The sequence below is a fragment of the Pseudotabrizicola sp. L79 genome (assembly GCF_036553525.1).
GTDB lineage: Bacteria > Pseudomonadota > Alphaproteobacteria > Rhodobacterales > Rhodobacteraceae > Pseudotabrizicola.
The window spans coordinates 180,811-203,388 of sequence record NZ_JAZHDA010000057.1 but is presented as its reverse complement, the minus strand read 5'-3'; the positions used below and the strand labels follow the sequence as shown (position 1 = coordinate 203,388).

At 63.4% G+C, this 22,578-nt stretch carries 18 protein-coding genes; 14 read left to right on the top strand and 4 right to left on the bottom strand.

Annotated features, from left to right (window positions below):
* Window positions 1-222: 222 nt before the first annotated feature.
* From V3C85_RS19235 to V3C85_RS19220, 4 genes are all read left to right on the top strand, one after another.
* Complete coding sequence (locus tag V3C85_RS19235; RefSeq protein WP_331797196.1) at window positions 223-3,000, top strand: molybdopterin oxidoreductase family protein; 2,778 nt, start codon at window positions 223-225, stop codon at window positions 2,998-3,000.
* Window positions 2,997-3,734 (top strand): 4Fe-4S dicluster domain-containing protein, encoded by a 738-nt coding sequence (locus V3C85_RS19230; protein ID WP_331797195.1) that lies wholly within the window; start codon window positions 2,997-2,999, stop codon window positions 3,732-3,734. The genes V3C85_RS19235 and V3C85_RS19230 overlap by 4 nt, the downstream gene beginning before the upstream one ends.
* Complete coding sequence (locus V3C85_RS19225) at window positions 3,735-4,604, top strand: dimethyl sulfoxide reductase anchor subunit family protein (protein ID WP_331797194.1); 870 nt, start codon at window positions 3,735-3,737, stop codon at window positions 4,602-4,604.
* Between the two features lie 166 nt (window positions 4,605-4,770).
* Window positions 4,771-8,151, top strand: a complete 3,381-nt coding sequence (locus V3C85_RS19220; RefSeq protein ID WP_331797251.1) for a PAS domain-containing protein — start codon at window positions 4,771-4,773, stop codon at window positions 8,149-8,151.
* Here the strand turns inward: V3C85_RS19220 and V3C85_RS19215 are convergent.
* The 4 genes from V3C85_RS19215 to V3C85_RS19200 all read right to left on the bottom strand — a co-directional run bounded on the left by V3C85_RS19215 (window position 8,148) and on the right by V3C85_RS19200 (window position 12,063).
* Window positions 8,148-9,200 carry an ABC transporter ATP-binding protein gene (locus V3C85_RS19215; RefSeq protein WP_331797193.1) on the bottom strand — a complete coding sequence of 351 codons (1,053 nt, stop codon included), beginning with the start codon at window positions 9,198-9,200 and terminating at the stop codon, window positions 8,148-8,150. The two genes, V3C85_RS19220 and V3C85_RS19215, sit on opposite strands and share 4 nt — an antisense overlap.
* Complete coding sequence (locus V3C85_RS19210; RefSeq protein WP_331797192.1) at window positions 9,200-9,982, bottom strand: ABC transporter permease; 783 nt, start codon at window positions 9,980-9,982, stop codon at window positions 9,200-9,202. The genes V3C85_RS19215 and V3C85_RS19210 overlap by 1 nt, the downstream gene beginning before the upstream one ends.
* Window positions 9,979-10,851, bottom strand: a complete 873-nt coding sequence (locus tag V3C85_RS19205; RefSeq protein ID WP_331797191.1) for an ABC transporter permease — start codon at window positions 10,849-10,851, stop codon at window positions 9,979-9,981. The genes V3C85_RS19210 and V3C85_RS19205 overlap by 4 nt, the downstream gene beginning before the upstream one ends.
* Before the next feature lie 96 nt (window positions 10,852-10,947).
* Complete coding sequence (locus V3C85_RS19200; protein WP_331797190.1) at window positions 10,948-12,063, bottom strand: ABC transporter substrate-binding protein; 1,116 nt, start codon at window positions 12,061-12,063, stop codon at window positions 10,948-10,950.
* Window positions 12,064-12,404: 341 nt separating this feature from the next.
* Here V3C85_RS19200 and V3C85_RS19195 point away from each other — a divergent pair, with 341 nt between their 5' ends.
* The 10 genes from V3C85_RS19195 to V3C85_RS19150 all read left to right on the top strand — a co-directional run bounded on the left by V3C85_RS19195 (window position 12,405) and on the right by V3C85_RS19150 (window position 22,444).
* Window positions 12,405-13,424 carry a BMP family protein gene (locus V3C85_RS19195; RefSeq protein ID WP_445942048.1) on the top strand — a complete coding sequence of 340 codons (1,020 nt, stop codon included), beginning with the start codon at window positions 12,405-12,407 and terminating at the stop codon, window positions 13,422-13,424.
* A complete protein-coding gene (locus tag V3C85_RS19190; protein WP_331797189.1) occupies window positions 13,421-14,935 on the top strand; it encodes an ABC transporter ATP-binding protein in 1,515 nt (504 codons plus the stop codon). The genes V3C85_RS19195 and V3C85_RS19190 overlap by 4 nt, the downstream gene beginning before the upstream one ends.
* Window positions 14,925-15,968 carry an ABC transporter permease gene (locus tag V3C85_RS19185; protein ID WP_331797188.1) on the top strand — a complete coding sequence of 348 codons (1,044 nt, stop codon included), beginning with the start codon at window positions 14,925-14,927 and terminating at the stop codon, window positions 15,966-15,968. The genes V3C85_RS19190 and V3C85_RS19185 overlap by 11 nt, the downstream gene beginning before the upstream one ends.
* An 88-nt stretch (window positions 15,969-16,056) precedes the next feature.
* Window positions 16,057-17,004 (top strand): ABC transporter permease, encoded by a 948-nt coding sequence (locus V3C85_RS19180; protein ID WP_331797187.1) that lies wholly within the window; start codon window positions 16,057-16,059, stop codon window positions 17,002-17,004.
* Entirely contained in the window at window positions 17,004-18,275 is a 1,272-nt protein-coding gene (locus V3C85_RS19175; protein ID WP_331797186.1) for a cytosine deaminase, read from the top strand. Before V3C85_RS19180 ends, V3C85_RS19175 begins: the two co-directional genes overlap by 1 nt.
* Window positions 18,276-18,343: 68 nt before the next feature.
* Entirely contained in the window at window positions 18,344-18,523 is a 180-nt protein-coding gene (locus tag V3C85_RS19170) for a hypothetical protein (RefSeq protein ID WP_331797184.1), read from the top strand.
* 8 nt (window positions 18,524-18,531) lie between these two features.
* Window positions 18,532-20,160, top strand: coding sequence for a cation:proton antiporter family protein (locus tag V3C85_RS19165; RefSeq protein ID WP_331797183.1), 1,629 nt, complete (start codon window positions 18,532-18,534; stop codon window positions 20,158-20,160).
* Between the two features lie 105 nt (window positions 20,161-20,265).
* Window positions 20,266-21,189, top strand: coding sequence for a ribokinase (gene rbsK, locus V3C85_RS19160; protein WP_331797182.1), 924 nt, complete (start codon window positions 20,266-20,268; stop codon window positions 21,187-21,189).
* A gap of 45 nt (window positions 21,190-21,234) precedes the next feature.
* Complete coding sequence (locus V3C85_RS19155; protein ID WP_331797181.1) at window positions 21,235-21,663, top strand: acyl-CoA thioesterase; 429 nt, start codon at window positions 21,235-21,237, stop codon at window positions 21,661-21,663.
* Window positions 21,664-21,790: 127 nt separating this feature from the next.
* Window positions 21,791-22,444 carry a sugar transferase gene (locus V3C85_RS19150; RefSeq protein ID WP_331797179.1) on the top strand — a complete coding sequence of 218 codons (654 nt, stop codon included), beginning with the start codon at window positions 21,791-21,793 and terminating at the stop codon, window positions 22,442-22,444.
* Window positions 22,445-22,578: the final 134 nt, after the last annotated feature.

Here is a 22,578-nt window from a genome sequence, read left to right as displayed (position 1 = left end):
TCCCGCATCGGGCCTGTGCCCCCGGAACATGGTCGGGGGCCGTGATCTGGGGCTTGGCGGGGGCACTGAGAATTGATACATGATTGATATAGGATTGCGACCAAGGCAAGCTGATCCGCGTCAAACGCATGGCAGGGGGTCTTCCGATCTTCTGAAGGTGATGGACAGCGGGGGGCCGGGCCGCAAGGGTAGGATGTGCAAGACCCGTAGAGAGGGGCAGGAATGAACCAGCCGCGAGTGAACCTGTCGCCGCCCGTGTCAGACGAGGTGCGCAAGACGACCTGCTATATGTGTGCCTGCCGGTGCGGCATCAATGTGCATCTGAAATCGGGCCGCGTCAGCTATATCGAGGGCAACCGCGACCACCCGATCAACAAGGGCGTTCTGTGTGCCAAAGGCGCCTCGGGCATCATGCAGGTGACGGCACCCTCGCGCTTGCAGACGCCGCTAAGGCGGGTTGGGCCGCGCGGGTCGGGTGCCTTTGAGCCGATTTCCTGGGATGAAGCGCTGGAAACGGCGGTATCCTGGCTTGAACCCCTGCGCGCGACTGCGCCGGAGAGGCTGGCGTTTTTCACGGGGCGCGACCAAAGCCAAAGCTTTACCGGCTGGTGGGCGCAGGCCTTTGGCACGCCAAATTATGCCGCCCATGGCGGGTTTTGTTCGGTGAACATGGCGGCCGCGGGGATTTACACGCTGGGCGGCGCGTTCTGGGAATTCGGGGCGCCCGATTGGGACCGCAACAAGCTGTTCGTGCTGTTTGGCGTGGCCGAAGATCATGACAGCAACCCGATCAAGATCGGCATCGGCAAGATGAAGGATCGCGGCGCGCGGGTGATCGGGGTGAACCCCATCCGCTCGGGCTATAATGCCGTGGCCGATGACTGGATCGGCATCACGCCGGGCACAGATGGCTTGCTGATCCTGGCGCTGATCCATTGCCTGCTGGAGGCTGGCAAGGTGGATCTGGACTATCTGGCCCGGTTTACCAACGCCGCCTATCTGGTGAATTCGACCGATGGCCCGGAAAAGGGCCTGTTCTTGCGCAATGCGGAGGCACAGCCCTTTGTCATCGACCGGCGCACGGGCCAGCCTGCCTCGTGGGATGCCAAGGGCGTGCAGCCTGATCTTGGCGCGGTCTGGCAGGGGCATCGGACGGTGTTTCAGCACATGGCGGAACGCTATCTGTCGCCCGATTACGCGCCAGAGGCAGTGGCGGGGCGCTGTGGCGTTTCGGCCTTGCGGATCAGGCAGTTGGCGGCAGAACTTGCGGCAGTTGCCTTTGATCAGGCGATCGAGATCGACCAGCCTTGGGTCGATTTCCGGGGCGATGCCCATGCGAAAATGGTGGGGCGCCCGGTGTCATTCCATGCGATGCGCGGAATCTCGGCGCATTCCAACGGGTTCCAGACCGCCCGCGCACTGCATCTGTTGCAGATCGTGCTGGGCGCGGTGGAAACGCCTGGCAGTTGGCGGATGAAGCCCCCTTACCCCAAGCCGGTCGAGGCGCATCCGGCCCCGCATTGGCAGGCCGTGCCGGGCAAGGCGCTGTCGGGCCCGCATCTGGGCTATGTGCGGGGGCCTGATCAACTGGCAATCAAGCCCGATGGCACGGCGGCGCGGATCGACAAGGGGTTTACATGGGAAAACCCGTTCTCGGCCCATGGGCTGATGCATATGGTCATTCCCAATGCCCATGCAGGCGACCCCTACAAGATCGACACGCTGTTTCTGTATATGGCCAACATGGCGTGGAATTCTTCGATGAATTCGGCGCAAGTGATGGAAATGTTGACAGAAAAAGGGGATGATGGGGAATATGTGATCCCCCGCATCATCTATTCCGACGCCTATGCCAGCGAAATGGTGGCCTATGCCGATCTGATCCTGCCCGATACCACCTATCTGGAGCGGCATGACTGCATTTCGATGCTGGACCGCCCGGTCAGCGAGCCCGAGGCCGCTGGCGATGCGATCCGTTGGCCCGTGGTGCAGCCTGACCGCGATGTGCGCGGCTTTCAATCGGTGTTGCTGGATCTGGGCGCGCGTCTGGGTCTGCCGGGGATGGTGGGCGAGGATGGAGCGCCCAAGTATCGCGACTATGCCGATTATATCGTTACCCATCAGCGTCGCCCCGGAATTGGCCCGCTGATGGGCTTTCGTGGCGATGGCACGGTCGAGGGCCGGGGCGATCCGAACCCCGATCAGATGCAGCGCTATATCGAAAATGGCGGCTTTTATCAGGCGCATGTCCCTGATGGTGCTGGGTTTTTCAAGCCGTGGAACATGGCCTATCAGGATTGGGCGGTAGAGGTGGGGCTGTTTGACAGCCCGCAGCCCTATGTCTTCAACATCTGGTCTGAACCGATGCGGCGCTTTCAACTGGCGGCCGAAGGGCACGGCCCCTATCAGCCCCCCGATGCCTTGCGCGCGCGCTTGAAGCAGGCAATGGACCCGTTGCCGCTGTGGTATGCGCCTTTTGGCGATGAGGGGGCCGAGGGCTATCCGGTGCATGCGCTGACCCAGCGGCCCATGGCGATGTATCACAGTTGGGGCAGCCAGAATGCGTGGCTGCGCCAGATCCACGGCAAGAATGCGTTGTTCGTGCCAACCAAGATCTGGCAGGCCGAGGGATTTGCCGAGGGCGACTATGCCCGCGTCACCTCGCCCCATGCGCAGATCGTGGTGCCGGTGGCGCATATGGCGGCGCTGAATGCCGATACCGTCTGGACATGGAATGCGATCGGCAAGCGCAAGGGGGCTTGGGCGCTGGATGACGGCGCGCCCGAGGCGACCGAGGGCTTTTTGCTGAACCATCTGATTTCCGAGCTGCTGCCCCCCAAGGGCGATGGCATGCGCTGGTCGAATTCCGATCCGGTGACGGGGCAGGCGGCGTGGTTTGATCTGCGGGTGCGGATCGAAAAGGTCGGGCGGCGGCAGCAGTCTGAACCCGCGTTTCCGCCAGTGACGCGTGTCGTTCCAAAGGGGGGGAAGCGGGCATGACCTGTTTGCCGGGCAAAACGGACAAGGCCCTGGGTCTGGTCATCGATCTTGACACTTGCGTGGGCTGTCATGCCTGCGTGACGGCCTGCAAGGGCTGGAACGACCAGGGCTATGGGGTGCCACTGTCGGATCAGAACCCTTATGGATCAGACCCTTCCGGGGTGTTCCTGAACCGGGTGCACAGCTATCAGGTGACACCTGACGCGGGGGCTGCGCAGGTGGTGAATTTTCCGCGGTCTTGCCTGCATTGCGCCGATGCGCCTTGCGTGACCGTCTGCCCAACCGGGGCCAGCTATAAGCGGGTCGAGGATGGGATCGTTCTGGTGAATGAGGATGCCTGCATCGGCTGTGGCCTGTGTGCCTGGGCGTGCCCCTATGGCGCACGCGAGTTGGATCAGGACGCGGGCGTGATGAAGAAATGCACGCTGTGCGTGGACCGCATCTATAACGAAAACCTGCCCGAGGAAGACCGCGAGCCTGCCTGCGTGCGCACCTGCCCGACAGGCGCGCGCCATTTCGGCGATCTGGCCGACCCGGACAGTGCGGTGTCAAAGCTGGTGGCGGCGCGGGGCGGGGTTGATCTGATGCCGGAACAGGGCACAAGGCCCACCAACAAATATCTGCCGCCACGGCCAAAGGACAGGCCGGATCAGGCCAGTTTGCTGGCCCCGCTGCTGGATGTGAAAGCCACCGGTCTTGCCGGCTGGCTGGACAAGGTTTTGGGGAAGATCTGAATGAATCCGGCACCTTCTGTCATTATCTTCACGGTTCTGTCTGGCCTTGGCTTTGGCTATCTGGCCCTTCTGGGCGCGGTATTGCGGCCCCAGGGCTGGATGGCCTTTGCGCAATGGGGCCTGGGCTATGGGCTGGCGGTTGTCGGGCTTGCGGCTTCGGCCTTTCACCTTGGCAATCCGCAGCGGGCGCTGCTGGCCTTTACCCAGTGGCGGTCAAGCTGGCTTAGCCGAGAGGCCTGGGCCGCGGTCTTGACGCTGGTGCTGTTGGCCCCGGTGGCGCTGTCGGATTGGCTGGGGCTGGGCTGGCCACGCTTTTTGGGCTTTGTCGGCGCGGCGATGTGTCTGGTGACGATTGCGGCCACCTCGATGATCTATACGCAGATCAAGGCCGTTCCGCGCTGGCATCACCCATCGGTGCCCCTGGTTTTTCTGGGGTTTGCGCTGTCGGGCGGGGCAATCCTGGCCTTTGGGTCAAGCCTGGTCCTGCTGCCCCTGGCGGGTCTGGGCGCGGCGCTGATCTGGCATTGGCAGGCGGGGGACGGGGCCTTTGCGCGGGCCGGATCGACCCTGGAAACCGCGACAGGTTTGGGCCGGATGGGCACGGCGCAGGTGTTTGAACTGCCGCATACGGGCGGGAATTACCTGCTGCACGAGATGATCTATGTCGTCGGGCGGCGTCATGCGCAAAAGCTGCGGGTGATCGCCTTAGGCGCGGCAGTGGTTGGGCCGACGCTGGTTCTGGCGCTGGCGCAGGGCCCGCTGGCGGCCATCGTCGCACTTGCGCTGTATCTGCTGGGGGCCTTTGCGCAGCGCTGGTTGTTCTTTGCCGAGGCCGAACATGTGGTCGGCCTGTATTACGGCAAGCGATAAAGGTGCAATTTTCCACTTTGGGTTGCGTCAGGCGGTGGCTTGCGTAAACTGCCGCTGGGCGGTTGGTTCGCTGCTGTAGAATGGACGCATGACGATGCCGGGCGCAGAGCATGGCTTGACGGGGCTTGCCCTCCAAAGTGCAGAGACATCGGCCCTGACTGTGATCATGCAGGCGGGGTTTGCCTTGTTGGGGGCGCCGGCGGGCGGGGCAGACCGGGTCATTGATCACGGCCTTGATGCAATTGGCGCGGCCCTGTCTGCGGAACTGGCCCTTGATCTGGGGGCAGGGGCGCGGTTTGGGCGGCATTCGGGCGCGGGGGCCTGTCTGTGCCAGGGTTCTGCACGGCTGTGGCTCAACCCCGAGCCGCCGCTGACCCTGGCCGTGACCGGGGCCTTGCAGCAGTATGTGCAAGCGGTGGTGGCAGCCAAGGCGCGCGAGGCCGAGGCCATGGTGCAGCGTCAGGCCGAAGCCATGGCCGTGGCGCGGGTCGGGCGTCGTGACGCCCTGTTGCAGGCCTTGTTTGACACCTCGCCCATTGGTGTCTTGCTGGTCGAACGCGAAAGCGGCGTGGTGATCGAGGCCAACCGTGCATTCCTGAATTTCGGCAACTGGACTGCGCCTGACGTGGTAGGGCAGACGATTGCCAGCCTTGTGCCCGGCCAGACCCTGCATTTACGCAAGGCAGCCGTTCAGCAATTGCGCCACCAGCAAGGTTTCGGGCCGATCGACGCCCAGTTTGAGCGACCGGACAAGTCGGTTTTTCCGGCGGTGGTGCGGGGTGTGACGCTGCCCGACAATCTGGAGAGGCGCATCGTCTGGGTTCTGGTCGAGGATGTCAGCGCCTATCACGAGGGATTGGCGCAGGTGCAGGCCCACCGGGATGAGGCGTTGCGCGCCCGGGCCGAGCTGGCCACCGCCTTTGAGGCCGTGCCGTATGGCCTTGTCATCTTTGATGCCGATGATCGCGTGGTCTTGTGCAACGACAATATGCGCCAGATTTTTCCCGGCTTGGATGATGTGTTCGTGCCGGGCGAATTGCACAGCAGCATTCTGGCGGCCGGCGTCAAGCGCGGCATGTTCCCCGAAGCCCGTGGGCGCGAGGCCGAGTTCATCGCCGAAATTGCGGCCAAACGCAAAGCGCCACGCTTTGAGCGGCTGACAAAGATGACCGACGGGCGTCTGGTGCGGGTGATCGAGGTGGCGATCCCGTCGGGCGGGCGCGTTGGTCTGCGGATTGATGTGACAGCCGAGCATGAGAACGCGCGCCGTCTGGCCGATGTGATCGAAGGCTCTCAGGCGGGCACCTGGGAAGTTGATCTGATCACCGGAGACAATGTGGTGAACGACCGCTGGGCCGAAATGCTGGGCTGGCGGCGGCAGGATCTGGAGCCGATCACAACGGCGACGTGGCGATTTTTGATCCATCCTCAGGATGCCTGCGAGGTGGTGGCCAGCGTCGAGCGGATGTTGCGCGGCGAGGTGGCCCAGTATGAACACACCTATCGGATGCGCCATGCCGCGGGGCATTGGGTCTGGATCAATGATCGGGGCCGGATCAGCGCGTGGGATTCCCAAGGCCGACCTACGCGGATGGCAGGGGTGCATGTCGATATATCGGTGCTGAAGGAAACCGAGCAGCGGCTGGAAGATATCATCGATGGGGCCGGGGTCAGCACATGGCAGTATAACAGCCGCACCGGGGAAAACCTGATTGACGACAAATGGGCCGAGATGCTGGGCTATCGGCGCGAGGAACTGGAGCCGATGGATACAGCCGGCTGGAAGGCTCTGGTGCATCCTGATGATTATGCAGCCCTGCTTGTGCAGCACGCCACCAATCTGCGCGAAGGCCAAAGCCGGTTTCGCAATGAAATCCGGCTGCGGCACAAGCAGGGGCATTGGGTCTGGATACTGTCGCGCGGGCGGGTCACCACGCGCAGCGATGACGGCCAGCCCCTGATCATGTCCGGGGTGCATCTGGACATCAGCGCCCGTAAGGCGTTGGAAATCGCATTGGTGGCCGAACGCGATTTTCTGGCGCAGTTGATGGAAACCTCGGTCTCTGGCGTGATGGCGGTGGATGCCGAGGGCCGGATCATCTTTTGCAATGCCGAGGTGTCGCGCCAACTGGAAGTTCCGATCGAGGATTTGCAGGGGAAAATCTGCGACCCCGTGCTGTTGGGGATCAGCGATTATGCGGGCGCCGCGATCACGCAAGAGGATATGCCCTGTCAGATCTGCATGAATTCGGAAAGCGGGTTGGTGCGGGATGTGCGGCTGCGGCTGACCCATCCTGACGGGCGGGAAAAGGTGCTGTCTGTCAATGCCGCGCGCACCCATGATCCGGCCCAATCGGCGCGGGTGGTGCTGACCATCACCGATATCACCGCCGCCGCCGAGGCCGAGGCGCGGTTGCGCATCGCCTCGGAACGGGCCGAGGCGGCAAACCGTGCGAAATCACAGTTTCTGGCCAATATGAGCCATGAGTTGCGCACCCCGCTGAACGGTGTTCTGGGCATGGCTGAACTGCTGACCGGGCAAGAGCCTGCCGAGGAACGGGCGCAGATGGTGGCCACGATCCGCGACTCGGCGGCGCATCTGCTGTCGATCGTGAATGACATTCTGGATCTGGCCAAGGTTGAAAGCGGCAGTCTGATCCTTGATCCGGTGGCACTGGATTTGCAGGAAATGGGCGCGCGCGTGCGAGAGATGCACCGCCTTGCGGCCTATCGCAAGCATCTGACGCTGGAGGTGACGGTTGACCCGGCGCTGTCGGGGCATCGGCTGGGGGACCGGCAGCGCGTGATGCAGATCATGCATAACATCATCGGCAATGCGTTGAAATTCACCATGCAGGGCAAGGTGTCGTTGCAGATCAGGCCGGGGCAGGGCGACCGGGTGGATCTGATCTGCACCGATACCGGCATTGGCATGACCCCGGATGAAGCCGCCCGCGTGTTTGAGGAATTTACCCAAGCCGATGGCACCATCACGCGGCGTTTTGGCGGCACCGGGCTGGGGTTGACCATCGTGCGGCGGCTGGTTGCCTTGATGCAGGGGGACATCTCGCTTCAAAGTGAAAAGGGCAAGGGCACCACCCTGCGAATTTCCGTGCCGATGCCGCAGGTCGCGCTGGCCCAGACACCGCCTGCGCCGATGGTGGCCCAGCATACCAAAGACTTGCGGGCGCTTGTTGCTGAAGACAATGCCACCAATCAGATCATCATGCGGTCCATGCTGGCCCGATTGGGGATGTCCGTCGATCTGGCTTCGGACGGGGATGAGGCGATCCGCCTGTGGGAACCGGATCGGTTCGATGTGCTGCTGCTGGATATTTCGATGCCGGGCAAGGATGGGCTCACGGCCCTGAAAGACCTGCAGGCCAAGGCCGGGCCGGGTGGGCTGCCCCCCGCCATTGCTGTCACCGCCAATGCCATGACCCATCAGGTTGCCAGCTATCATCAGGCGGGCTTTGTGGCGGTGGTGGCCAAACCGATCCGCCTGGATGATCTGACCCGCGCCATTGCCCTTGCCGTTAAGACCTAGCCGCGCAGCACGATGGCATCCTTGCCCGACAGGCTGATCTCAACGGCTTGCCCGTGGCGGGGGGGCGGCTGGTCGGCCCGATTAAAGGTGTCAAGCGACACACGGGTGCCCGCCAAAGTGGCTGACAGCCGAATGATCGACCCCATGAAATGCACATCGTCAATCGTGGCGGGCAAGACGGTTTCATAGCCATCGGCCCGGCCCAGCCGCAAGGCCTCGGGGCGCAATGCGATGGACAGGGTGCTACCACGGCTGGCCTCTATCGGGTCGGGCAGGGTCAGCGCGTGACCATCCAGCAAAACCTGTGACGGGCCGTCCACCGTCACCTCAAAGGTGTTCAGCGTGCCAACGAAATTGGCCACAAAGCGGGTGGTGGGGCGGTTGTAGATCTCGAACGGGCTGCCGACCTGATCGGCGATGCCGGCATTCATCACCACGATGCGATCGGAAATGCTCATGGCCTCTTCCTGATCATGGGTGACGAAAATGGTGGTGATCCCCAGTTCCTGCTGAATCTCGCGAATTTCGTTGCGAAGGCTGACCCGCACCTTGGCATCCAGCGCCGAAAGGGGTTCGTCCAGCAGCAGAACGCGGGGGCGGGGGGCCAAGGCGCGGGCAAGTGCCACGCGCTGTTGTTGCCCGCCCGAAAGCTGAAAAGGATACCGCCCCCCAAGATCGGACAGGCCGATCAGCGCCAGCATTTCGGTCACGCGGGCGTCACGCTCGGCCCGCGCCACCCCCTTGACCTTAAGACCGAAGGCCACGTTTTCGGCGACTGTCAGGTTGGGAAACAGCGCATAGGCTTGAAACATCATGCCGATGTTGCGGTTGTTGGGTTTCAGGCCGGTCACCTCTTGCCCGTCGATCGTGATGCTGCCGGCGGTGGGCGATTCAAACCCGGCAACCATCCGCAAGACAGTGGTCTTGCCGCAGCCCGAGGGGCCAAGCAGAGAAATGAACTCTCCCTTGTCGATGCCAAGGGTGAAATCCTTGACGACCCGGTTCTGGCCAAAGGTTTTTTCCAGGTGGCTGAGCATAAGATAAGACATCAGGCCTTGGCCCTTTCGTGTTTGGCAAACCGCGTGACCAGTTGCATCAGGCCCATACACCCCCAGGTGATGGCAAAGGCAATCACGGCAAGGGCGGGCGGTTCATAGGCGCGGTTGGCGCCAAGGAGTTGCATGTAGGGGCCAAAGGCCGGGCGGTTCAGCAGGGCCGCCATGGTGAATTCGCCCATCACGATGGCCAGTGTCAGAAACGCGCCAGACAGCACGGCCACCATGACGTTGGGCAGGATGATCTTGGCCAGAATGGTGATCCAGCCCGCACCAAGGCTTTGGGCGGCCTCGGTCAGGGTGGCAACATCAATGGTGCGCAATCCGGTATCGACGCTGCGATACATATAGGGCAGGGCCAGCGTGGTATAGCCCATGGTCAGCAAGATGTCAGTGCCAAGGGCGCTGCCCGTCATCGGAAGAAAGCTGGAGGTGTTGTAGAGCCGGATATAGCCGAAGACCACGACAATGGCCGGGATGACCAGCGGCAGCAGGGTGATGAATTCGACAATGGGCCGGGCCTGCGGCAGCTTTAGCCGCACCCAATAGGCCGTGGGCACCACCAGCACCACGCCCACCACGATGGTGGCGGCCGCCAAAGTCAGCGAATAGCCAAAGGTGGCCCAAAAGGCGGGGTCTTCGAACACCCGGCGATAGGCATCAAGGGAATAGACCCCGCGCCGCATTTTCAGGCTGAATTCGGTCATGCCGATCAGCGGCAGCAAGAAATACAAACAGCCGAAGATCAGGGCGATCCATGCGAAGATGCGGTTCATTTCAGCCACCTTTCCGACCGGATGCGCAGCCAGATATACAAGAAGTTGGCGAATGCCGTGATCAGGATCATGCCAAAGGCCAATGCATAGCCAAGGTTGGGGTTGCCCAGCACATCGCCCCTGATCTGGGCAAACAGCTTGATCGGCACGATATTCAACTGCGGGCCTGTCAGGGCAAAGGCGGTGGCCACAGCGCCAAAGGCATTGGCGAACAGCAAGGCAAATGTGCCCAACAACGATGGGAACAGGATCGGCAGGGCCACCATGCGCCAATATTGCGCGCCCGTCGCCCCCAGCACCGCCGCCGCTTCGCGCCATTCGCGCTTAAGCCCATCCAGCGCTGGCGTGATGATCAGGATCATCAGCGGGATCTGAAAGAACAGATAGGTGATGACAAGGCCCCAAAACGACAACAGGTTGAACCCCAGCGCCCGCAGGTTGATGCCAAATTCCGTGCGCAGCCAGACCGTGATCAAGCCGACAGGGCCCAGCGTGGCGATGAAGGCAAAGGCCAGCGGCACGCCCGCAAAGTTTGAGGCCACACCCGAAAAGGTCAGAAGCGGGCTGCGGATCCGGCCCGGCAACCCGCCAAAGACCACCGCTGCCGCCATGGCAAAGCCGACGGCCCCCCCCAACAGGGCGGTGACGAACGACAGCTTGATCGAGGTCCAATAGGCGCTGCGGATCGAGGCCGTGTTCAGGTCAAGCATGTTTTGCAGGGTAAAGCTGCCATCCTGCGCCTGAAAGGCCCCGATCACGATCTTCATGGTTGGCAAGATCAGGAACAGCAGCGCAAACAGCAAGAACGGCACAAGGCCCAGCCATTTCAATGGCAGGCGCAGGCCCGGCCCTTTGGGGGCTTGTGGCATCTGGTATTCCCCTGGTGATCCGGGCACTTGCCGGCCCGTTTGCAAAAGACAGACCCGCCCCCAAGTGGCCTTGGGGGCGGGCGTGATCAGATCAGCTTACTCAACGTTTGCGCCGACCGTGGCATCCCAGCCACCGGTGACGGCGACCTTGTTGGCATCCACTTCTTCCAGCGTCGGGAAATAAGCGTTCTTGTAGGCTTCGGCGGGTGGCATGGCGTCCAGCATCTCTTGCGGCACCTTGCCGGCGGCGACGAGTTCGCCAAAGCGGGCGGTCTGGCAGCCCCCGCGGATATAGCCAAGCTGGCCTTCATCCGAGAAGATATGCTCCATCCACAGCTTGCCTGCATTCGGCTGCGGCGCAAAGGCGCTGACGGCCTGCACATAGACACCCGCCAGGGCGGCCGACTGCGGGATCACCACTTCGACCGGCGGGTTGCCAGCAAGGGCATTGTTCCACGACAGGCCGTTGTAATCCCAGGCGATGACGATGGGCGTGGTGCCCTGCGCCAAGGTGCCGGCCTTGCCGATGACCGGAACGAAGTTGCCCGCGTCATTCAGCTGCTTGAAGAACTCAAGGCCCTTTTGGCCAGCCTCTTCGCCCGGGGCGCCGCCCATGGCCATGCCTGCGGCCAGAACCGCCAGAATGGCCTGGTTCGAGGCGCGCGGATCACCAGCCAGCGAGACCATGCCCGCATATTCCGGCTTCAACAGGTCAGCCCAGTCTTGCGGCGGGTTCGGCACCATGTCGGTGTTCACCGCAAAGCCCATCACGCCATAATAGGCGCCATACCAGTGGCCATCAGCATCCTTGATGCCATCGGGGATCGACTCCCAGACGGCAACCTTGTGCGGCTGCAACAGGCCCTCGGCCTGCGCTGACGGGCCAAAGGCCAGACCAACGTCAAGCACGTCGGGCGCTTGCGGGCCTTTGTTGTCCTTGTTGGCCTTGACGGCCTCGATCTCATCGGCCGAGCCCGCGTCAGGGTTCAGCTCGTTCACTTCGATGCCCGGATATTTGGCCTTGAAGTCAGCGATGATGCCGCCATAGCCACACCAGTCATGCGGCAGGGCGATGGTGGTCAGCATGCCTTCTTCTTTGGCGGCTGCGTAAAGTTCGTCAATGGTCTGGGCCGATGCCGCCGTGGTGGCGACAGTGGCCGACATCAGCATGGCAAAGCTGACGGTCGTGCCAAGCAGGTTTTTCATGGTCATAGGGTCTCTCCCGGTTAAAAGTTTTGGCCCGCTTGTCAGTGCCGCCCCAGATCTGTTCCAAGGGCGGCAAGCGCGGGCTTGTAACAGGAATGTAACGGTGAGTTTGCGAGTCTCGCAAGCTGATCTATCGTGACTTCGTAACAATTTTTTCACAGTCAAAGCCTCTGAAACGATTGGCACGAAATCGGGCAAATGAACGAATACGCGCCAAAGCTGCCTGTTCCTTGGGCAGGGATGCTGGCAATATGCCCGAAGACGGGGATGCCCATGCATTCCTTGTGGCGAATCGCCAAACGGTTTTACCGTCTGGTCAAACAAGCTTAGCAACGGGGATGACCATCATGACAATCCGTAAATTCGCCGTCACCCGGCGGGGTCTGATTTTGGGCGGTGGGGCCCTTGGGCTGGGGCAGGCGTTCATGCCACGCAGCGCATGGGCGCAAGAGCCGCTGAAAGTGGCGGGCATCTACACCGTGCCGGTTGAACAGCAATGGGTCAGCCGCATCCACGTCGCGGCCGAGGCCGCCAAGGCCGCGGGCGAGATCGACTACACCTTTACGGAAAATGTCGCGAATACCGATTATCCGCGTGTGATGCGTGAATATGCCGAAAGCGGCGTCAAGCTGATCGTGGGCGAGATTTTCGGGGCCGAGGCCGAGGCGCGCGAAGTGGCGGCAGAATACCCCGATGTGGCGTTTCTGATGGGGTCGTCCTTCCTGCCCGATGCGGCGGCCAACCCGAACCTGTCGGTTTTTGACAATTACATTCAGGATGCCAGCTATCTGACCGGCATCATTGCGGGGGCAATGTCGGCCAGCGGCAATATCGGCATGGTTGGCGGCTTTCCGATCCCCGAAGTGAACCGTTTGATGAATGCCTTTATGGCCGGCGTGCGCGAAACCAAACCCGAGGCGACCTTTCAGGTCAGCTTTATCGGATCATGGTTCGACCCGCCCAAGGCCAAGGAAACCGCTTTCGCGATGATCGAGGCCGGGGCAGACATGCTCTATGCCGAGCGTTTTGGCGTCTCGGATGCGGCCAAGGAAAAAGGCGTTCTGGCGATCGGCAATGTGATCGACACGCAGGCCGATTACCCCGATACGGTGGTCGCCTCGGCCCTGTGGCATTTTGAACCGACGCTGAATGCCGCCATCGCGGCGGTCAAGGCGGGCAGCTTTGCCGCGGAAAACTATGGCACCTATTCCTTCATGAAGGAAGGCGGCTGCTCGCTGGCGCCCCTTGGCAGCTTTGAGGGCAAGGTGCCGGCCGAGGTGATGGCCATGGTCGCCGCCAAAGAGGCCGCGATCCGCGACGGTTCGTTCACGGTGGTCATTGACGACAGCGAGCCGAAATCCTCGTGACCCCGACAGTGCAGAAGGCGGAGGTTGTCCTTCGCCTTGACGGCATCACCAAGCGCTTTGGCGGGCTGGTGGCGAATGACGCCATCTGCCTGACCTTGCACAGGGGCGAGGTGGTGGCCCTGCTGGGCGAAAATGGTGCGGGCAAGACCACGCTGATGAACATCCTGTTCGGCCATTATGTCGCCGATGCGGGCACGGTCTGGGTGCGGGGCGCGGCACTGCCGCCGGGCCATCCGCGCGCGGCCTTGCGGGCGGGCGTCGGGATGGTGCATCAGCATTTCACGCTGGCCGATAACCTGACGGTGCTGGAAAACATTCGTCTGGGCACCCAGCCGCTTTTGTCCTTGGGCGGTGCGGCCAAGGCGCGGGCCAAGGTAGATCAGCTGAGCCGCGATTTCGGGCTGGCGGTGCATCCTGATGCGCGCGTGGGCAGCCTGTCGGTGGGAGAGCGCCAGCGGGTCGAGATCCTGAAGGCCCTGTATCGTGATGCGCAGATCCTGATCCTTGATGAACCCACAGCGGTGCTGACGCCGCAGGAATCCGATGCCTTGTTCGCCACGCTGAAACAGGCCACGGCGCGCGGGCTGTCGGTGATCTTCATCAGCCACAAGCTGCATGAGGTGATGGCCGCCGCCGACCGCTGCGTGGTGTTGCGCCATGGCCGTGTGGTGGGCGAGGTGGCCACAGCGGCCACCAGCCGGGCAGAGCTTGCTGCGCTGATGATGGGCGAGGCGCTGGCCGAAACGCAGGTGGCCCCCGGCGTGGCTGGCGCGGTGCGACTGGCCTTGGACGCCGTTTCATCGCCCGGATTGCGGGGCGTATCGCTGCATTTGCGGGGCGGGCTGATCACCGGGTTGGCCGGGGTGTCGGGCAATGGACAGGCCGCTCTGGCCGACCTGATCGGCGGGGCGGTGCTGCCGACAGCGGGTGTGATCGCCTGCGACGGCGCGGCTGTGACCCAATGGTCGGCCCGCGCCGCGCTTGCGGCCGGGGTCGGGCGCATTCCCGAAGACCGTCACAAGACCGGCACCGTGGCTGATTTCACCCTGGCCGAAAACACCGCCCTTGAAACCTATGCCAGCCGCTTTGCGCGTGCGGGGGTGATGAACTGGGCGGCGGTGCGGGCCCATGCGCTATCCGTGATCCGCGACTATGACGTGCGCTGCGAAGGCCCCGATCAGCGCATCCGCCTGCTGTCGGGGGGCAATATGCAAAAGCTGATCCTGGGCCGGGTGATGGAAGAACAGCCCGGCATCCTGATCGCCAATCAGCCGGTGCGGGGCCTTGATGTGGGGGCGATTGCCTATGTGCATTCCCGCCTTGTTGCGGCACGCGATGCCGGGGCGGCGGTTCTTTTGATCTCGGAAGATCTGGACGAGTTGGAGCGATTGTCCGACGTGATCCATGTCATCAGTGCAGGCCGGTTGTCGCGCCCTTTTGACCGGGGCGCCCTAAGCCGGGCCGAGATTGGGCTTTTGATGGCGGGGCAGGGGTTCGACCATGCGGCTTGAGCCGATTGCGCATCCGTCGCTGGCGCGACAACTGGGCCTGCCGGTGGCGGCGATCATGGCCACTGTGGTTGTGGCGGGCGGGCTGGCGGCGCTGGCCGGGGCCAACCCCTTTGCCGTTCTGGGCCAGATCATCACCGGGGCCGTCGGGTCAAAATTCGCCGCGCTTGAGACATTGAACCGCGCCACACCCCTGATCTTTACCGGGCTGGCGGTGGCTGTCGCCTTTCGGGCCAAGCTGTGGAACATCGGCGCCGAGGCGCAGCTTTATGCCGGGTCGATCGTGGCGGTCTTGCTGGGCACGGGGGCCTTGGGCGGGCCTTTGGTTCTGCCGGTTTCGGCCGTGGCGGCCATGCTGGCGGGGGCGGCCCTGCTGTTGGTGCCAGTGGTCTTGAAGGTGCGCTTGGGCGTGGATGAGGTGGTGACGACGCTGTTGGTGAATTTCATCATGGCGCTGTTCGTCAGCTATCTGCTGGAAGGGCCGATGAAAGACCCGATGGGCATGGGCTGGCCCAAATCGGCGGCCCTGCTCAAGGAAGCGCGCTTGCCCCGCATCATTGACGGGCTGCGGCTGCATTGGGGCTTTGGGCTGGCCCTGATCGCGGCGCTGACGGTCTGGCTGATCCAGACCCGCACGACGCTGGGGTTCGAGATGCGGGCCGTGGGCCAGAACATCCGCGCCGCGCGCTTTGCCGGCATGCCCGTCAATGCGGTTCTGGTGAAAACCGCCTTGCTGTCGGGCGGGCTGGCCGCCCTTGCGGGCTGGTCCGAGGTGGCGGGGCTGAAGGGGCATCTGTCTTTGGATCTGTCGCCCGGTTTTGGCTATACCGGCATCATCGTGGCGATGCTGGCGCTGTTGCACCCCTTGGGCGTGGTGGTGTCGGCTTTGTTCGTTGCGGGCATCTTTGTCGGGTCAGATGCCATGAGCCGGGCCGCCGGGGTGCCGACCTATATCGCCGACATGTTGCTGGCCACGGCACTGCTGTTCATGGTTCTGGCCATCTTGCTGACGCGGTTCCGGGTGGTGCGCGGATGACGGTGCAATGGATGTGGCGCGCTGCCCCGGTGGCTTTGGCGCCCCGCAGCGCGACGGAAAGTCTGGACCAAGCCAAAAGGGGCACGGGATGGAGGCTGTGATCGACATTCTGCTTTCGGCCAGTTTCTGGGCGGCGGCGATCCGCATCGCCTCGCCGCTGATCTTTGCCACGATGGGCGAGCTGATCTGTGAAAGGGCCGGGGTGCTGAACCTGGGCATCGAGGGGATCATGGTGATCGGGGCCTTTGCCGGCTGGATCGCTGTTTATGCGGGCCTTCCGCTGTGGTGGGGCGTTGGCGTGGCCTTTCTGGCAGGGGCGGGCTTTGGGCTGGTGCAGGGCGTGTTGGTGGTGCCCTTTGGCCTCAGCCAGCATGTGGTTGGGCTGGGGGTGACGCTTTTGGCAACCTCAACCAGCTATTACGCCTATCGGCTGGCCCTGCCCGAGGTGACAAGCCCCCCCAAGATCGAGCCCTTTGCCATTTGGGAAGTGCCGGGCCTGTCGCGCATTCCCGTGCTGGGCGAGGCCCTGTTTGCGCAGACACCCTTGACCTATGCGGCCTTTGGCTGTGCGGCCCTGGTGGCGGTGGTTCTGTATCGCACCCCCCTGGGGCTGGCCCTGCGCGCCGCCGGAGAGAACCCGGCCGCCGTTGAGGCGCAGGGCCTGTCGGTCACGGCGTTGCGGATGGGCGCGGTGGTGGTGGGGTCGGGGCTGATGGCCGTGGGCGGGGCCTTTCTGACCTTGTCGGCCTTTTCCAGCTTCTTCTTTGAAATGGTGAACGGGCGCGGCTGGATTTGCATTGCACTTGTGGTGTTCGGGGCGTGGCGGCCGGGCAAGGCGGTGCTGGGGGCGCTGTTGTTTGCCGGATTTGATGCCTTGCAGATCCGCTTGCAACAAACCCCGATCGGGGCGGTGGTGCCGTATCAGCTGTTTCTGATGCTGCCCTATCTGCTGTCAATTCTGGCACTGATCCTGATGTCGCGGCGGGCCGAGGTGCCAGCGGCCCTGATGGTGCCCTATGCCAAGGGAGAGCGGTGATGTTCGATCTGATCGTGCGCGGGGGCAGTTTGCCCGATGGCCGGGTGGCCGATATCGGCATTCGCGGCGACCGCATTGTCGAAGTGGGGCGGATCGAGGCCGAGGCGGGCCGGGTGATCGATGCCACGGGCGATCTGGTCAGCCCGCCCTTCGTGGACCCGCATTTTCATATGGATGCCGTGCTCAGCTATGGCCTGCCACGGGTGAATGCCAGCGGCACGCTGCTAGAGGGCATCAGCCTGTGGGGCGAGTTGCGCGATCTGGCCACGGTCGAAGACATGGTGGCGCGGGCGTTGCGCTATTGTGACTGGGCGGTCAGCATGGGGTTGCTGGCGATCCGCACCCATGTGGACACCACCCCCGACCATCTGCGCGGGGTCGAGGCGATGCTGGAGGTCAAGCGGATCGTGGCCCCCTATCTTGATCTGCAACTGGTGGCCTTTCCGCAAGACGGGTTGTATCGCAGCGCCTCGGGCCGGGCCAATGTGATCCGGGCGCTGGATATGGGCGTCGATGTGGTGGGTGGTATCCCCCATTTCGAGCGCACGATGGAGGAAGGTGCCGAAAGCCTGCGCGATCTGGCCCGGATGGCGGCAGAGCGCGGCCTGATGTGGGATGTGCATTGCGACGAAACAGATGACCCCCTCAGCCGCCATGTCGAGACGATGGCGCGCGAGGTGACGCGGCACGGCCTTGGCGCGCGGGCGGCGGGCAGCCATCTGACCAGCATGCATTCGATGGACAATTACTATGTGTCCAAGCTGATCCCGCTGATCGCCGAAAGCGGGATGACGGCGATCCCCAATCCGTTGATCAACATCACCTTGCAGGGGCGCCATGACAGCTATCCCAAGCGGCGCGGTCTGACGCGGGTGAAAGAGATGCAGGCTGCCGGGGTGACAGTGGGCTGGGGGCAGGATTGCGTGCTTGACCCGTGGTATTCGCTGGGCACGGCCGACATGCTGGATGTGGCCTTCATGGGGCTGCATGTGGCCCAGATGACCCATCCCGACGAGATGGCACGCTGTTTTCGGATGGTGACGGCCGACAACGCGGCGATCATGGGGCTTGCGGATCATGGTCTGGCGCACGGCTGTCTGGCCTCGTTGGTGGTGCTGGATGCCGCCAACCCGACCGAGGCGCTACGGCTGCGCCCTGACCGCTTGGCCGTGGTTTCCAAGGGTCAGGTGGTGGCTGAAAAGGCCCGCAATGATGCGCGTCTGGCCCTGCCGGGGCGGCCTGCGCGCGTGCGTCGGCGGGTGGCTGGCTAAGCCTTGGCCTTGCGGGCCGTGCGCCCTTGGGGCATGACGGGGCCAGCACGTCTTGAAGGGGCATGGCAATGGATTACGGAAAATCAGGCAATCCCAAAGCGGGAAAAGGCACGCCCAAGCATCGGGAGCACAACCAGAAGGGGTCGCAAAAGAACCCGTTTGGCGCAACTCCGGCCAAGGATGAGTTGATCGCCCGCATGAAAGCGGCGGCTGAGGCGCGCGCCGAAAAGGCAAAAGATCAGGACTGACCGCGACGATGTTCGAGGTCATCTGCGTTTCCTTCGCGTTCTTTTTTGGTCTGGCCGTGCGCCAGTTTGGCCTGCCGCCGATGGTGGGCTTTCTGGCGGCGGGCTTTGCCGTGAATGCGGTGGGCAGCCGGATTGGCCTGCCCGAGGAAACGCATGAGATTCTCAGCCATGTGTCGCATCTGGGCGTCTTGCTGCTGATGTTTGCCGTGGGGCTTAAGCTGAAGCTGGCGCAGGTGGCGCAGCCGCAGGTGCTGGGCGGGGCCCTGTTGCATTTCACCATCACCGCCACGGTGCTGGGGGCCGGGCTGGCGGTGATCAGTGGCCTTGCGCCGCAAGGCGCGGTGCTGCTGGCGGTGGCGCTGTCGTTTTCCTCGACCGTGTTTTCGGCCAAGTTTCTAGAGGCCAAGCGCGATCTGGGCACGTTTTACGGGCGCACCGCGATTGGCATCTTGATCGTGCAAGATCTGATCGCGCTGGTGGTCTTGGCGGTCTGGGCGGGACAGGCCCCTACTGTCTGGGCCTTGGGCGTCTTTGCCTTGCCACTGATCCGGCCCGTGTTGCATTGGCTGCTGGACTTTACGGGCCACGATGAATTGCTGGTGCTGATGGGCATGCTGCTGTCGCTGGTCTTGGGCGGCATGGGGTTTCAGGCGGTGGGATTGTCGTCTGAAATCGGGGCGCTGGTGATGGGGTTGATGCTGTCGGGCCATCGCCGGGCCAAGGAACTGTCGGAAAGCCTGTGGGGGCTGAAAGAGGTGTTCCTTGTCGGCTTTTTCTTGCAGATCGGCATGTCGGGCCTGCCAGATTGGGCTGATCTGGGATGGGCCTTGCTGTTTTTGGCAGTGTTGCCTGCCAAGGGCATTTTGTTCTTTTTCATCCTGATCTTGTTCCGCTTGCGCGCGCGCAGCGCCTTTCTGGCGGCGGTCAGCCTGACGGCATACAGCGAATTTGGGCTGATCGTCGCCTCGCGCGCCTTGCCCGAATGGCTGGTGCCGCTTGCCCTGTCGGTCAGCCTGTCCTTTGTGCTGGCCTCGCCCGTCAATCACGCAGCGCAAACGCTTTTTGATCGGTGGGAGCGTCGGTTGCAACGGTTCGAGCCGCGCCGGATGCACCGCGATGAACAGCCGACCAACCTTGGCAATGCGACGGTGATGGTCTTGGGCATGGGGCGCACGGGCACGGCGGCCTATGACAGCCTGCTGGCGGCGACGGATCGGGTGGTGGGCATTGATGCGGATACCTATCTGGTGCAGGCGCGGCGGGACGAGGGGCGCAATGTGCTGTTTGCCGATGTCGAGGATGCAGGCTTTTGGCGCGGGCTGGATGTGACAAACCTGCAGGCCGTCATTCTGGCGATGGACCATCTGGAGGCCAAAGAGGCCGCCGCCCGCGCCTTGCGGCACAAGGGGTTTGACGGGCCGATCGTTGGGCACGCCTTGTATGAAAGCGATCTTGACCGGCTTCATGCCGCTGGGGCCACGCATTGTTATCTGACGATGTATCAGGCAGGGATGGGGCTGGCCGAGCATGCGGCCCGGGCCATGGGGCTGGATGGCCTGCCCGACGCCACCGCCGAAGCCACCGCCGCCGCCGCCACCACCGCCGCCGATGGTGCCGGGCCGGCGAGCCGCGGCTGATCGGCGCCGCTTCCTTCTGCGATGCCTCTTGCGATGCGCTGGGGCTTTGGGCAGGGTAGCCCCGCACGCCGTCAAGGGAAATGCCGTCAGGGGGGACGCGACGCAATGGCCAAGCCGATTGTAATTCTGGGCATTTTCAACGCCGATACGGCCTATCGCGCCACGCGCCTGCCGCGTCTGGGCGAGACGATCATGGGCCTTGGCTTTCACCTTGGTCCGGGTGGCAAGGGATCAAATCAGGCGGTTGCGGCGGCGCGGGCCGGGGGGGATGTGCATATGATCACCCGGCTTGGGGCGGATGATTTTGCCATGATGGCACGGGGCATCTGGGCCGAGGCGGGGGTGACCCCGCATGTGATCGAGGATGTCGAAAGCCACACCGGGTCGGCCTTTATCTTTCTGGAAGAAGGCACGGGCCAGAATGCCATCATCGTCTGCCCCGGTGCTGCGGGCGGTTTGTCCAAGGCGGATGTGCAGGCCAACAGCGCGCTGATCGCGGGGGCGGGGGTGTTTCTGACCCAGTTGGAACAGCCGATGGAGGCCGCTTTGGCCGGATTGCAGATCGCACGGGCCGCGGGCGTGACCACGATGCTGAACCCGGCCCCGGCCGCGGCACTCAGCGACGCGTTGCTGGCGCTGGTCGATATCATCACCCCCAACGAGTCAGAAGCCGAGGGGCTGACCGGCTTGCCCGTGACCACGCTTGCCGAGGCCGAAGCGGCGGCAGATGCGCTGATCGCGCGGGGCGTCGGCGCCGTGATCGTGACCTTGGGCGAAAAGGGTGTGCTGTATCGCAAGGGCGGGCACAGCCTGCATGTTCCCGCGCGGGCCCCTGGCCCGGTGCGCGAAACCACTGGCGCGGGGGATGCGTTCAACGGCGGCTTTGCCGCCGCCTTGGCCGAGGGCCAGCCAATCGAGGCCGCCTTGCGCTTTGGCTGCGCCGTGGCCGGAATCTCGGTCACGCGGGCAGGGGCGGCCGCCGCCATGCCCAAGCGCGCCGAGGTCGACAGCTTTCTGGCCAACCCCTGATCGGCTTTGCCGGTTCCCCCGCAGTCAAGACAGGATACCCCAACCGTGATCTATCATCGCCCGATCCAGATCGAATTCAATCATTGCGACCCTGCCGGTATCGTCTTTTACCCGCGCTATTTCGAGATGACGAATTCCGTCGCTGAAAACTTCTTTCGGGACATCGTCGGCCATTCTTACGCGGCGATGATGGCGGCGGCCCAAGGCGTGCCGACTGCCCGGCTTGAGGCTGATTTTCATGCCGCATCGCGGCTGGGGGAAACACTGGACTGGCAACTTTCGGTCACGCGGCTTGGCCAAAGCTCGGTCAGCCTGACGCTAGAGGCGTGGTGTGACGGCGAAAAGCGCGTCACGGTGCGGCTGGTGCTGGTTTTTGCGGGGGCGCAGAATGGCAAGCCCGCATCGCAACCCTGGCCCCCCGCCTTGCGCCAGCGACTGGCCGCCTTCATGGCGCAACCGGCCAATGCCCCCTGACCTGTGACGTTACGTCATTGGTCCGAGGGGAATTTTGGCGCGGGTTTCCCATCGGTTTCAAGCGCTTCGCTGATATAGAACCCGAGTCGCCGCCTGGGGCTTTTCCGGGCTGGGCTGGGGTAATGCGATGTCTGCCGTTTCCATTCTCTGGGTTGGTCTTTTCGTGGGGCGACCGGTCTATACCGCGCGCAGCCGCAAGCGTCTGTTCGATCTGGTGCTGATCCTGCTTGCGTTGCCGGTTGTGCTGCCGGTGGTTGCGTTGCTTGCGCTGGCGGTCAAGCTGGGCTCACGGGGGCCGGTGTTTTTCGTGCAGACTCGGGTGGGCAGGGATGGCCGCACCTTTCGCATGGTCAAGTTTCGCACCATGTTTCCCGATGCCGAGGCCCGTCGTGCGGCCCTTGTCGCGCAGTCAGAGCGAGCGGGCCTGTGCTTCAAGCAGCGCAATGATCCGCGTGTCACCCGTGTGGGCCGGTTCCTGCGTCGGTCGTCGCTGGATGAATTGCCGCAATTGTGGAACGTGCTGAAAGGCGAGATGAGCCTTGTCGGCCCGCGCCCGGCCCTGCCCGAAGAGGTGGCGCAGTATTCCCCCCATGCATTGCAGCGGCTGAAGGGCCTGCCGGGGCTGACCGGGTTGTGGCAGGTTTCCGGGCGTGCCGACCTTGGCTTTGACGAAATGGTCGAGCTGGACATCCGCTATTTGCGGCAGGCCGGTCTGGTGACCGATCTGGCCTTGCTGTGGCGCACCTTTGGGGCTGTGGCCCTGGCGCGCGGGGCCTATTGATCGACCCGTCACGGCAGATTTCTGTCCTGCCTGTTTTCTGATCATACCGGCGTTTTTGTGGGCAGGCGTTGGGTGGCGGCTGCCCTGAACCGCTTGCGCTTCAGGCATGGCATTGAGCTGTGCGGGGCCGCAGG